Source organism: Aquitalea sp. (assembly GCF_030150775.1).
GTDB classification, from domain to species: Bacteria; Pseudomonadota; Gammaproteobacteria; order Burkholderiales; family Chromobacteriaceae; genus Aquitalea; species Aquitalea denitrificans.
Genome location: NZ_JASLFG010000008.1, coordinates 83,416 through 94,976, shown reverse-complemented (window position 1 = coordinate 94,976; position 11,561 = coordinate 83,416). Strand labels below are relative to the sequence as shown.

Below are 11,561 nucleotides of genomic sequence, written 5' to 3'. Positions count from 1 at the left end.
GCATCAGCTGGCCAGGACGTTTTGGGGCTGCGGCTTCATGCCAGTAGCCAGCCAGTTAGCGACGGTGAAGCCGGGGCAGGTCTTGGTCCACTCGCTGGGTTCCACCGTGCAGTCACCATTCAGGTCCGTGGACAGATCGTGGTTACCAACCACCGGTACCCCCGGATATCTGGCCAGCAATACCTTCACCAGGCTGGCCAGTGCACCCCATTGCACGGTGCAGTACTGATCCGTGCCCACCATGCAGATACCAATGGAGTTTGCATTGTGGCCAGCCATATGCGCGCCGATTTTATCCAGGGCGCGGCCGGTGGACTTGCTGCCATCGACGTCCAGGACAAAGTGGTAGCCGATGGCCTTTAGGTCGGAGTTATAGGCGGCAATAGCGGCCGGCTGTCAGTGAAAACCACGCTGGGCATGCCACTTCGCGTTTCTTTAGCAGGTATTGTGAATGTTAGGAGCGTGCCACGTGTTATATTTTAGGCTGCTTTAATTTTAGTTCTCACGGCGAAATCAAAGGCAAGTTTATGCAAAAAAAGTTAGGCTTGACATCTCAAAAAAATCAAATCACAACAGTTAAAATTTGCAATCCATTCATTCCGACAGGGCCTTACCGTGATGAATTGCTGAAAGAGATTAATCGCATAGGATTGCACCTCAATAAGCGACAGTGGAATGATTTATTAAAAAAGAAATTAATGCTTGAGAATAAAGATGCCAATGAAAGTACATACATTCAATCGGCAGTGGAGTTGACTGTTTGCGCCTGGTTCTCCCGTGCTGGCCATAAATCTTTCTTATATGAAGAAAAAATAAACCCGCCCAAAGACGTAGACTGTGCTTTTCGTATTGGGAAAATGCAATTCAACATAGAAGTGAAATGCCCCAACTATGAAAAGCAGCATAGCATTCAAAGTAGCTCGGATTTCGTTATGTATGGCCAGGGCAGACTAGGCAACTACCGCGAGGTTTACTCTCAATTGGCTTCAATTTTTAATTCTGGGAGTGATCCGAAAATACTAGGAGAGTCGCATCACATGGACCTAAAGCTTAAGCAATACCTGCTAGATGCCAATTCCAAGTTTAGCCCTTCTCCAAATGCTGATCATTTGAACGTTCTTGTTGTTTGTGTTGATGATCAAATGGACATGAGCCAATGGTATGGATATCTAAATGGTCCATGCGGACTTTTTGTAGATAATTCATTTTCACCATCTGATGAGTACGAAAATGTAGATCTTGTTGTGCTTAGTAATCTTTATCATCGCCACCATCAAGTCTCTAGCAAAAACAACATTCAGTCACACTGGGATTTTTCAAAAGCATTTAATATTTTGATAAAAAACCCAAAGAGTAAAAAATCAGATTTTCTTTTCTATATTTTTGATCGCCACTGTCCAAATGAAAATGAGGGGCTAAGTCAGTATTGGGATGAGACAAGTTCGTCTGGTGGCGTAAGGGCATCGCTTATCATTCCAGAATATGTAGCACGTAAGCAATTTGAAAAAGGCATTTATAGCTTCCAAGGATATAGCACAGCATCCGATTAATCTTTTTTTATAGATGCATTTTGATAAATTTAGGCATGTCTAATTTTTTGCGAGAACATCATAGTCAAGTTTTCAAATGTAAAAATGGCCCGTATAGGGCCATTGTTTTAGAAGAGAGCGTGTTGCTTAGCTATTTGTGGGTCTAAATCATCTTCTTTATCCAGAATTTCTTCAATCCTGAGGTCACACAGTAGGTATTTCGGCACCAGCACGTTGTTGACGGTGGCGTTATTGCCCAGTTCCAGGCAGTGGCTGTCGTAGTCGGCCCGGATGCTGGCATCGCGCAGGGCGCGGATGGCTCTGACGCACTTGGCTACGTAAAGGCGGGTATTGCCGTAATGCTTCACCAGCATGGCAGCAGGCTCTAACACCCACGGCCTCCGATAGCGCCGCAAAATATTGCCCTTCCTGGCGCACGGTCTTGGTCTCCGGGAAGTGGGTGCCGCCGTAGGCTTCCACCAGTTTGATGGTGGTACTCCGGCCGATCAGATCGATGATGATACGGACGTTTTCGGGACCAGATGCAAGGCATACCGCTATTGAATAAAAAGCCTTAAGCCAACAGCCCGCCTATCCATTAAATAGCCGGGCTGTTCTGCATGGGTGACTACGCGGGTTCAAGCCAGCAATTGCTGTTGTTGCTGCTGCAAACCCAGCAAGCCCTGCATCAAGTGGCTGCGATAGGCATCAGACGGGTGCAGGGCAAGCAAGGCCAATACAGCCTCCAGCGTCTGGGCCTGCTCCCGTAATGCCGATTCCAACTGGGCAAAGCTATGTGCCAACTCCTGCACCGGGCTGCGCAGCGCGGCAAAGCGGTCCTGCTGCAACATGGCTTGCAGCAGCACGATGTGTTGGCGCATCAGGGCTAAGGCGGGTGGGGGTGGGTTGCTTGTCATCATGTTCGTTGCTCCTGCAAGAATATGCATAGCAACGGCGGGGTGGCGCAGGAACGGCTTAAAGCAGCAAGTGCTTGAATAGAGAGCAGGAAGATACGCATCAGAAGGCTCCAGAAAGCAGCTGGAATCTGCTCCCTACGACGCCAATCGCGGGTGGCAGGCGCATGGCGGGATTGGCGTTACCGGCTTCCTTCCCGGCGCCTCAAAAGAGGCTCCCACCATGGCCCGCCATAAAAAAGGCAAAGCAATGGTGTGCGGACTGGTACGCAAGCGCGTAGCAGTCCGGGAAGCTCGGGACGCCAATCCCGGTGCCGCTATTGAACGGCACGGTGGGGATTATCTAGTGCTGCGGGTGGGAAGGCAAGAAACATGGGGGTAAGGCGAGCGGGGGCAAGGCGGGGCATGGTGTACGGAGCGCGGGTCGTGGATGGCAACGCTGTGCAAGCTTGCATCAGCTGCGACGCAAGGCTTAAACGCGACGTGCTTGCCTTAGCTGGCGGCGGGCCTGCGCCAGGTCCCAGGCGCTTTGCAGCACCATCCAGAACTGTGCGTCCTGGCCGAACACGCAGGCCAGCCGGATGGCAGTATCCGGGCTGATGCCGCGCTTGCCGCCAATCAGTTCGTTGAGCCTGCGCCGCGAGATGCCCAGCCGCCGTGCGGCATCGGTCTGGCTCATGCCGGAGGGCGCAAGAAAGCGGCTATCCAGAAAACGGCCAGGATGCAGCGGGGTGCGGGCACTGACGAGCGGAGTGGACATGGTGTTGGTCGGGATGGAATGTTGGGCTGCGTTGCTTTGCCGCCAGCGTGTGCTGGCGGCAGTTCAACGAATCCCGCGGTCTTGTCAGGAAAATGAAAACGTCAGTGACAAGGCGCGCCGATGCAGACAGTAGCCTGAGTCCGGCAAGCAGGCCTGACGTTTTCCTGGGCTAGTCCTTGAACATGCGGAAACCGCTGATCATGGTCGACACCATGCTCTGCTTGGACATGATGTCCTCGCGGATGGCGGCATACACGTGAATCATTACGAACAGGAGGATGGACCACATGCCCAGCCGGTGCCAGTTATGCACGGTGAGGCTGTTGCCGCCAAAGGCGGAGATCACCCAGCCAAAGCCCTGGTAGGCCCAGCTCTTGGTGCCCAGGCCTTCGCCGTACAGGGCAAAGCCGGTAAAGCACATGAACACCGCCGCCCACAGGAAAGTGGCCATGGCGATTTGTCCCACGGGATTGTGGCCGATGTACTTTTTCGGATAGCGCTCCAGAAACAGATACCAGCGCACCTCGAAGAAAAATTCCTTCCACCAGCTCTTGTCCCATACCGGCACCAGAATGATCTCGCGGGCATGGTGATTACCCACCAGCGCCCAGTACAGACGGCCGATCAGGCCGATGGCCAGGATGTAGCCAGCGGTGAAATGGGCAAAGCGGATATAGCCCATGACAAAGTTGAAGGTGGCCTCACCCGGAACCGAAGGCAAGGGTTTGCCGATCAGGTAGCCGGTGACCGACAGGGTGATGATGCATAGCACGGTGACCCAGTGCCACAGGCGTACCGGTGCCTCGTATACATAAACCGACGTGACCTTGCGGCCTATGCCCTGCGGGGCGTTGCCGTCGAAGCCGTAGCTTTTCATGTTGAATCTCCTGTTTTCCCGCCGTACCGCCACGCTGCCGGCCATCCCGGGAGTGATGGGCACTCCGGCCAGCGTGGCGGACGATCAGGAAGTTCGCCGGTACGGCCTGCGGGGGGAGCAGGGCCATGCCGACTGGTCAATCGTCGTGCCGTTTGCCTGGCAGGGGGTGCCGCCGGGCGGACGGACGCGACGAACTCAACGTACTTTCACACTTACCAGCTCGCCGCCGTCCTCGCCGATCACATGGGTGGAGCAGGCCAGGCAGGGATCGAAGCTGTGCAGGGTGCGCAGGATTTCCAGCGGCTGATCCGGCACCGCCATCCTGGTACCCATCAGCGAGGCTTCGTAAGCGCCGATCTGGCCTTTGGCGTCACGCGGACCGGCATTCCAGGTGGTGGGAACCACGCACTGGTAGCTGTCGATGCGGGTGTCGGCAATCTTCAGCCAGTGACCCAGGGCACCACGCGGTGCTTCGGTAAAGCCCACGCCCTTGGCGGCTGCCGGCCAGCTGGCTGGGTCCCATTTCTCCACGTTGGCAGTCGCGGTGTCGCCATTCTTGATATTGGTGATGAGGCGGTCGAAGAAGTAGCGCATTTTGTTGGCCGCCCAGGACGACTCCAACGCACGTGCGGCGGTACGACCCAGGGTGGAGAACAGGGCTTCCTTGGGTGCGCCCAGCGTGTGCAGCAGCTTGTCGATCGGCTCCTTGAACTCCGGCTTGTTCTGGTGGTAGCCAATCAGGTAGCGCGCCAGCGGGCCTACTTCCATGGCGTGGCCCTTCCAGCGCGGCGACTTGATCCACGAGTACTTGGCCGATTCGTCTAGCTGCTCGATACGGGTCTTGGTTCCCTTGTGATTGGCACCCAGCTCGAATTTGGGCGCGGTAATGCCATCGAAGGGGTGCAGGCCCTTGCTGTCGTCGCCATAGCTGTACCAGCTGTGGGTGACGAATTCCTGGATTTCATCCGGGGCGTACAGGTCGATCGGGTGGATTTCGTTGAACTTGCCGTTGATGATGGCGCCACGCGGCAGCAGCAGGCTGCTTTCGCTGTAGTCGTTGGCATGGTCGGGGAAGTCGCCGTAGGACATCACGCTCTGGCTGGCCAGGCCGCCGCCGATGGACGCCCAGTCCTTGTAGAAGCCGGCAATGGCGATCACGTCCGGAATGTAAACCTGCTCGCAGAAGGTGATGGTGCGGTCGATGATGCTGGACACCAGATTCAGCCGCTCCATATTGATGGCACCCACCGCGCCCACGTCATCGATATTGATGGCGCAGGGCATGCCACCCACCAGCCAGTTGGGGTGAGGGTTCTTGCCACCGAAGATGGTGTGGATCTTGACGATGTCTTTCTGGAAATCCAGCGCTTCCAGATAGTGGGCCACGGCCATCAGGTTGGCTTCCGGCGGCAGTTTCATCGCCGGGTGGCCCCAGTAGCCATTGCGGAAGGGGCCAAGCTGGCCGGATTCGACAAAGCGCTTCAGCCGCGATTGCAGGTCACGGAAATAACCGGGGCTGGACAGCGGCCAGTCGGAAATGCTCTGTGCCAGCTCGCTGGTTTTTTTCGGGTCGGCCTTGAGCGCGGACACCACGTCCACCCAGTCCAGCGCATGCAGATGGTAAAAGTGCACCAGGTGGTCATGCACATACAGCGTGGCCTGCATCAGGTTGCGGATCAGGTTGGCATTGTCCGGAATCTTGATCTTCAGCGCGTCTTCCACCGCGCGCACCGAGGTCAGTGCGTGGGTGCCGGTACATACCCCGCAGATGCGCTCGACAAAGGCCCAGGCGTCACGCGGGTCGCGGCCCTTGAGAATCACTTCCAGGCCGCGCCACATGGTGCCGGTGGACACGGCATTGGTGATGATGTTGTTGCTGTCGATGTTCACTTCGCAGCGCAGATGGCCTTCGATACGGGTCACCGGGTCCACCACCACGCGGCGGCCGCTATTGTCCAGGGTAAAACCTTGGGTCTGGTAGGACATCAGACTTTCTCCTCGTTCTTGTCTTTATTCTCGGTGGGTGCGGCGGCATCCAGCGGCTGCAGGTCCTGCTTTTTCAGCATGGTGCTCTTGATGGCGCTGACCGCGGCATGGGCGGCAATGGCAGCCCCGGCGGTGCCGGCCACGGCAAAGCCGATCTTGTCGGCATTGGCTTCCACGCCGAACTGCGGAATGGAAGTGACGCGGTCGTAGAAGGAACCCTTGTCCCAGAAGCCTTCTTCCGAGCAGCCGATGCAGCCATGGCCGGACTGGATGGGGAAGGACACGCCGTCGTTCCAGCGTACGGTGGAGCAGGCGTTGTAGGTGGTGGGGCCTTTGCAGCCCATCTTGTACAGGCAGTAGCCCTTGCGTGCGCCATCGTCGTCCCAGTTCTCGACAAACTGACCGGCATCAAAGTGCGGGCGGCGATAGCATTTATCATGGATGCGCTGGCCGTAGAACATCTTCGGTCGGCCCTGGCGGTCCAGCTCCGGAATCTTGTCGAAGGTGACCATATAGGTGATCACGGCCGCCATGACTTCCGGAATCGGCGGGCAGCCCGGCACCTTTATTACCGGCTTGTCCAGAATCACCTGGTGTACCGGGGTGGCGCGGGTGGGGTTGGGCTTGGCGGCCTGCACACAGCCCCAGCTGGCACAGGAACCCCAGGCGATCAGCGCCTTGGCATCGGCCGATACGCGCTTGAGTTTTTCCACAAAGGGTTCGCCACCGGGGAAGCAGTACATGCCGTCTTCATTGAGCGGCGGGTTGCCTTCCACGGCCACGATGTAATTGCCTTTGTGGTTCTTGATCAGGTCGTCAAGAATGGCTTCGGCCTGATGGCCGGCGGCGGCCATGATGGTGTCGTCGTAATCCAGCGAGATCAGCGACAGGATGGCGTCTTTAGCCAGCGGGTGGGCTGAGCGGATGAAGGACTCGGTACAACAGGTGCATTCCAGGCCGTGCAGCCAGATCACCGGCACACGCGGTTTGGTTTCCAGTGCGTAGGCAATGCGGGGGACAAAAGCCGAGCCCAGGCCCAGCGAGGTGGCGGTCAGGCTGCAGAACTTCAGAAAGCTGCGCCGTGTCACGCCCTGGCGACGCATGGCTTGATAGAAAGTCTCCATGTGTTTACGCTCCTCCATGCCATGCATATGGCATTATGTGTGTTTTCTTGTTGTGCCGGATCTGCGTTTTTAGTGATCTGTCCGGACAGGCTGGCTGTGTTGCAACCTGTTCCTGGTTTTCAATTTCCGTGCCAGGGTAATTGGCATGAAAAATAGTGTTAAAACAGGGGTTTGCCATGCAGCCTGGAAAATGTGCTGTAAACTTTGTTTGCAGTTTTGCGGCAAAGTGGAAAATAAAACGCTGGCATGCGCCATGAATAAAATGCTGATGTCAGCTATAGGGTATTAAGTAGAAAATGTATAATGCTGCTGTAATGAACAGTAAATCGCTTACAGGTGTTCGATGATGTCTCCGCTGATGCAGCCCATAGAGCAAATTGCCTCGACTGATATTCTCAGTTGCACACCGGAGACCCTGGTTCACGAAGCGGCAGCCATGATGATGGAGAGCGGCTGCGGCTCCATCGTGGTGTTCTCCGCTCCCGGACAGGCCGTTGGTATCTGGACCGAAACCGATGCGCTGTCGATCGACCTGACCGACGAGGCTTCCCGCTGCCTGCCCATACGAGACGTCATGAGTACCCCGGTGGTGACCATGCCGCATCACATGAGCGTGCACGATGTGGTGGGGCGCTTTCGCAGTAATTGCATCCGTCACGCCCTGGTGGAAAAACAGGGTGAAGTTATCGGGCTGGTATCGTTGTCCGATGTCGTGCTGTGTCAGGGGACCGAGGCCTTTCTCGGCCTGAAACGGCTGGATGGCATTCAGGCCCGCCCCGCCGTGGTGCTGCAGTCCAGTGATAGCCTGGCGGCAGCACTGGCCAACATGCGTGAGCAGGAACTGACCGCTATTGGCGTGCAGTTTGCCGATGGCAGCTATGGCATTCTCACCCAGCGCGACGTCGTGGGGCTGGTGGCTTCTGGCCGTGGTCATGCCGAACTGGGCGAAATCTGTACCCGCCCGGTGATCGGGGTTTCGGTCAGCACCAGCCTGTTGCAGGCCCGGCGCGTGATCTTGCAGCACCAAATCCGCCATCTGGCAGTTTTTGATGCCGAAGAGCGGCTGGTGCATATTGTCGGTTTCCGGGAAATCATCCAGAGCATAGAGCACGAATTCCTGCTGGAACTGCACGGTGCGCTGCGCGAGCGTGATGAGGCGCTGATTCAGTCGCGCCAAAGCCTGCTGTTGGCGGACAAGGTGTTTGAAGCCACCATGGAAGGCATTGTCATTACGGATGGCAATGGCTTTATCCAGTCGGTCAACCCGGCATTCACCCGCATCACCGGTTACAGCCGCGAAGAGGCCATCGGCAAGACGCCGGCGCTGCTCAAATCCGGCAAACAGTCGCCTGAGTTCTACGAATACCTGTGGCGTTGCCTGCGCAATGATGGCTCCTGGCAGGGCGAGGTGGTGAACCGCCGCAAGAACGGCCTGCTGTACACCGAACACCTCAGCATTACCGCCATCCGGGACGAGCTTGGTGAGTGCCTGCATTACGTGGCGGTTTTTTCCGATATCACCCAGCGTAAGCAGGCCGAGGAACGGCTGCATTTTCTGGCCAACCATGATGCGCTCACCGGTCTGCCCAACCGCACCCTGTTCATCGAAAAACTGCAGTCGGCGGTGGAGCAAGCGCGCCAGTATGATCGCCGCTTTGCCTTGCTGTTTATCGATCTTGACCGCTTCAAGATGGTAAACGACACCCTGGGCCACCATGCCGGGGATGAGTTGCTGGTGCGTATTGCCAGCGAGCTGCAGCGCATTGCGCCCAGCCTGTCCACCGTGTCCAGGCTGTCCGGTGATGAATTCACCGTGCTGCTGGAAAACATCGTTACCGTACAACAAGTGGCCAGCCGGGCGCAGAGCATTCTGGATGCCATTTCCGCCGAATCCACCGTGGCCGGGCAGGGGGTGTTCATTTCTGCCAGCATTGGCATCAGCATGTTCCCGGAAGACGGTGCCATGGCCGATGCCCTGCTGGTGAATGCCGACACCGCCATGTACCGGGCCAAGGAGCGCGGCAAGAACAATTTCCAGTTCTACACGGCGGACATGAATGCCCGGGCGATAGAACGGCTGAAAATGGAATACAGCCTGCACCGCGCACTGGCGCAGGACGAGCTGGAGGTGTGGTATCAGCCCAAGGTGGAGCTGTCATCCGGCCGCATTATCGGTGCCGAGGCCTTGTTGCGCTGGCGGCACCCGGACATGGGGCTGATTTCACCCGCCCAGTTCATTCCGATTGCCGAAGAAAGTTCGCTGATTACCAGCATTGGCGAGTGGGTGCTGGACAGCAGCTGTGCCTCCATCCGCCGCTGGCGTGATGCCGGGCTGTTGCAAGGGCGCATTGCAGTGAATGTGTCTGGCAGGCAGCTGAAATATTCCAGCATTGTCGATACCGTAGCCAGTATGCTGGAACGCTATGACCTGCCCAGCAGCGCGCTGGAGCTGGAAATCACCGAAAGCGTGGCCATGGATGAAGACAGTGGCATGGTGGAAGTGCTGCACCGGCTGCAGGCGCTGGGCATCTATCTTTCCATTGACGATTTCGGCACTGGTTATTCCAGCCTGTCCTATCTCAAGCGCCTGCCGGTGCGCGGCCTGAAAATCGACCAGAGCTTCATCATGGACCTGCACCAGGATCGTGACGATGCCGCCATCACCCAGGCCATCATCTCGATTGCCCGCAGCCTGGGGCTGGACCTGGTGGCCGAAGGAGTGGAGCTGGACGAACAGCGTCAGTTTTTGGTGGAGCAAGGTTGCAATTGCGGCCAGGGCTATCTGTTCAGCAAGCCGGTTCCGGCCGATATCTTCGAGGGCCTGCTGCACGCACAGCAGCTTTGATGCACACGGCATGATTAACGTAGCGGCCAGACGGTCGCTACGTTATGCTGAGCGGATGCCCCGTCTATCTGCTGACCACGCCGCTACCAACACCCAGCACACTCCCTTGTTCTGGCGCGACCCTGCCTTGCCCTTCCTGGAAATCCGCACCGTGCAGGATGGGCGCCAGGTCTGTTACGCCCGCCATTCCCACGAGCATTTTTCCATTGGTGCCATCACCGGCGGTGTCAGCAGCTATCTGAGTCTGCAAGACCGCTATCAGGTGGCGCATGGCAGCGTGGTGTTGATGAACCCCGGTGAAGTGCATGCCTGCAACCCGATTGCCAATCAGGCCTGGTCCTACCACATGCTGTATGTGGATACCGCCTGGCTGGCGCAGCTGCAGCATGAGATTGGGCTGAGCGCCAATCAGGATTTTCACTGTTTTTCCCCGCGTTTGAGCGAGGATGCCGCGCTGTTCCGAGACCTGCAGCAACTGGTGGCCCGCTGCCTGAGCGCGGACTATGCCACGCTTGGCAAGCAGGAAGCGGCCACAAGCTTCTTCGCTCAGTTGCACACCCGGCTGCACACCGTGACGCCCGGCAGCACGGAGCAGCACCGGCGGCTGCAACGGGTGGCTGAGTTCATTGACGATCAATACGCCTCAGACCTGCGGCTGGAGGACATCTGCGCCGCGTCCTCCTTATCCGCCTCCTATCTGATCCGCGCCTTCCGCCAGCGCTACCACATGACGCCGCATGAATATCTGCTGGATAGGCGCATCCGGCGTGGCAAGACACTGCTGCGCAGCGGCCAGTCCATCGCCCAGGTCGCCCAGACCCTGGGCTTTGCCGATCAGGCGCATTTCCAGCGCACCTTCAAGCGGCTGGTGGCCGCCACGCCCGGTCAGTACTGTCGCAGTGCTGGCTGAATCAATCCAGCAGCAGGTATAGCGCGCTGCCGGCCAGCAGTAGGGCTAGCAGGCGGTTGAACAGGCGCATGCGTGCCGGCTGGCGCAGATGCTGTTGCAGGCGTGCGCCGGCCCAGGCCCAGCAGGCAATCGACAGGTAGCAGATGACAAAATAGATGGCGGCAAAACGCCATACCAGCAGGGCATCGCCATGGCTGGCAAAAGCGCCCATGCCGGCCAGTGAGGCCAGCCAGGCCTTGGGATTCAGCCATTGCATCAGCGCACCGTGCCGGAATGATGGCCGTTGTCTTGCGTCTCCCAGTTCGCCTTGGTCGCTGGCCAGCTTCCAGGCCAGGTACAGCAAAAAAGCGACGCCGGCGTACTGGATCAGCCGGGCGGCTGCTGGCAACCCGTTGAGCAGTTCGGCAAGGCCAAGTCCGGTCAGCAGAAACAGAATGGTAAAGCCGATGGTGGCACCACTGACATGACGCAGACTGGGCAGAAAACCATGACTGGCACCGCAGCCGAATGCCACGATATTCACCGGGCCAGGAGAAATGGAAGCGGCCAGCGCAAAGGCGGCCATGGAGAGCAAAACTTGCATGTCTATCCTCGATGGATGGGAAGAGTGTTCGAA

General features: G+C 57.5%; 11 protein-coding genes. 3 read left to right on the top strand and 8 right to left on the bottom strand.

The window, feature by feature from the left end:
• Nucleotides 1-3: 3 nt before the first annotated feature.
• A complete protein-coding gene (locus QVF59_RS03285) occupies nucleotides 4-354 on the bottom strand; it encodes an N-acetylmuramoyl-L-alanine amidase (protein WP_287877395.1) in 351 nt (116 codons plus the stop codon).
• Between the two features lie 173 nt (nucleotides 355-527).
• On the opposite strand from QVF59_RS03285, the gene QVF59_RS03280 reads away from it, so the two are divergent.
• Nucleotides 528-1,550, top strand: coding sequence for a hypothetical protein (locus tag QVF59_RS03280; RefSeq protein WP_287877354.1), 1,023 nt, complete (start codon nucleotides 528-530; stop codon nucleotides 1,548-1,550).
• Nucleotides 1,551-1,657: 107 nt separating this feature from the next.
• On the opposite strand, the gene QVF59_RS03275 is transcribed toward QVF59_RS03280, so the two are convergent.
• From QVF59_RS03275 to QVF59_RS03250, 6 genes are all read right to left on the bottom strand, one after another.
• Complete coding sequence (locus QVF59_RS03275; RefSeq protein WP_287877352.1) at nucleotides 1,658-1,921, bottom strand: hypothetical protein; 264 nt, start codon at nucleotides 1,919-1,921, stop codon at nucleotides 1,658-1,660.
• Between the two features lie 246 nt (nucleotides 1,922-2,167).
• Nucleotides 2,168-2,449 (bottom strand): hypothetical protein, encoded by a 282-nt coding sequence (locus tag QVF59_RS03270; protein ID WP_287877351.1) that lies wholly within the window; start codon nucleotides 2,447-2,449, stop codon nucleotides 2,168-2,170.
• A 466-nt stretch (nucleotides 2,450-2,915) separates the two neighbouring features.
• Nucleotides 2,916-3,203, bottom strand: a complete 288-nt coding sequence (locus QVF59_RS03265; protein WP_287877350.1) for a HigA family addiction module antitoxin — start codon at nucleotides 3,201-3,203, stop codon at nucleotides 2,916-2,918.
• A gap of 169 nt (nucleotides 3,204-3,372) precedes the next feature.
• Nucleotides 3,373-4,080 carry a Ni/Fe-hydrogenase, b-type cytochrome subunit gene (gene cybH / locus QVF59_RS03260; protein WP_159875838.1) on the bottom strand — a complete coding sequence of 236 codons (708 nt, stop codon included), beginning with the start codon at nucleotides 4,078-4,080 and terminating at the stop codon, nucleotides 3,373-3,375.
• 195 nt (nucleotides 4,081-4,275) lie between these two features.
• A complete protein-coding gene (locus tag QVF59_RS03255; protein ID WP_159875840.1) occupies nucleotides 4,276-6,066 on the bottom strand; it encodes a nickel-dependent hydrogenase large subunit in 1,791 nt (596 codons plus the stop codon).
• Nucleotides 6,066-7,190 (bottom strand): hydrogenase small subunit, encoded by a 1,125-nt coding sequence (locus QVF59_RS03250; RefSeq protein ID WP_287877348.1) that lies wholly within the window; start codon nucleotides 7,188-7,190, stop codon nucleotides 6,066-6,068. The genes QVF59_RS03255 and QVF59_RS03250 overlap by 1 nt, the downstream gene beginning before the upstream one ends.
• A 343-nt stretch (nucleotides 7,191-7,533) precedes the next feature.
• On the opposite strand from QVF59_RS03250, the gene QVF59_RS03245 reads away from it, so the two are divergent.
• Entirely contained in the window at nucleotides 7,534-10,035 is a 2,502-nt protein-coding gene (locus tag QVF59_RS03245) for an EAL domain-containing protein (protein WP_287877346.1), read from the top strand.
• Nucleotides 10,036-10,090: 55 nt separating this feature from the next.
• Nucleotides 10,091-10,945, top strand: a complete 855-nt coding sequence (locus QVF59_RS03240) for a helix-turn-helix transcriptional regulator (RefSeq protein WP_287877344.1) — start codon at nucleotides 10,091-10,093, stop codon at nucleotides 10,943-10,945.
• Nucleotide 10,946: 1 nt separating this feature from the next.
• Here the strand turns inward: QVF59_RS03240 and QVF59_RS03235 are convergent, their stop codons facing one another.
• Nucleotides 10,947-11,528, bottom strand: coding sequence for a LysE family translocator (locus QVF59_RS03235; protein WP_159875846.1), 582 nt, complete (start codon nucleotides 11,526-11,528; stop codon nucleotides 10,947-10,949).
• Between the last annotated feature and the right edge of the window lie 33 nt (nucleotides 11,529-11,561).

What these genes read in the sequence shown, in the direction of transcription:
- QVF59_RS03280 (WP_287877354.1), top strand. Translation starts at nt 528, where the DNA reads ATGCAAAAAAAGTTAGGCTTGACATCTCAAAAAAATCAAATCACAACA.
- QVF59_RS03270 (WP_287877351.1), bottom strand. Translation starts at nt 2,449, where the DNA reads ATGATGACAAGCAACCCACCCCCACCCGCCTTAGCCCTGATGCGCCAA.
- QVF59_RS03265 (WP_287877350.1), bottom strand. Translation starts at nt 3,203, where the DNA reads ATGTCCACTCCGCTCGTCAGTGCCCGCACCCCGCTGCATCCTGGCCGT.
- cybH (WP_159875838.1), bottom strand. Translation starts at nt 4,080, where the DNA reads ATGAAAAGCTACGGCTTCGACGGCAACGCCCCGCAGGGCATAGGCCGC.
- QVF59_RS03255 (WP_159875840.1), bottom strand. Translation starts at nt 6,066, where the DNA reads ATGTCCTACCAGACCCAAGGTTTTACCCTGGACAATAGCGGCCGCCGC.
- QVF59_RS03250 (WP_287877348.1), bottom strand. Translation starts at nt 7,190, where the DNA reads ATGGAGACTTTCTATCAAGCCATGCGTCGCCAGGGCGTGACACGGCGC.
- QVF59_RS03245 (WP_287877346.1), top strand. Translation starts at nt 7,534, where the DNA reads ATGATGTCTCCGCTGATGCAGCCCATAGAGCAAATTGCCTCGACTGAT.
- QVF59_RS03240 (WP_287877344.1), top strand. Translation starts at nt 10,091, where the DNA reads ATGCCCCGTCTATCTGCTGACCACGCCGCTACCAACACCCAGCACACT.
- QVF59_RS03235 (WP_159875846.1), bottom strand. Translation starts at nt 11,528, where the DNA reads ATGCAAGTTTTGCTCTCCATGGCCGCCTTTGCGCTGGCCGCTTCCATT.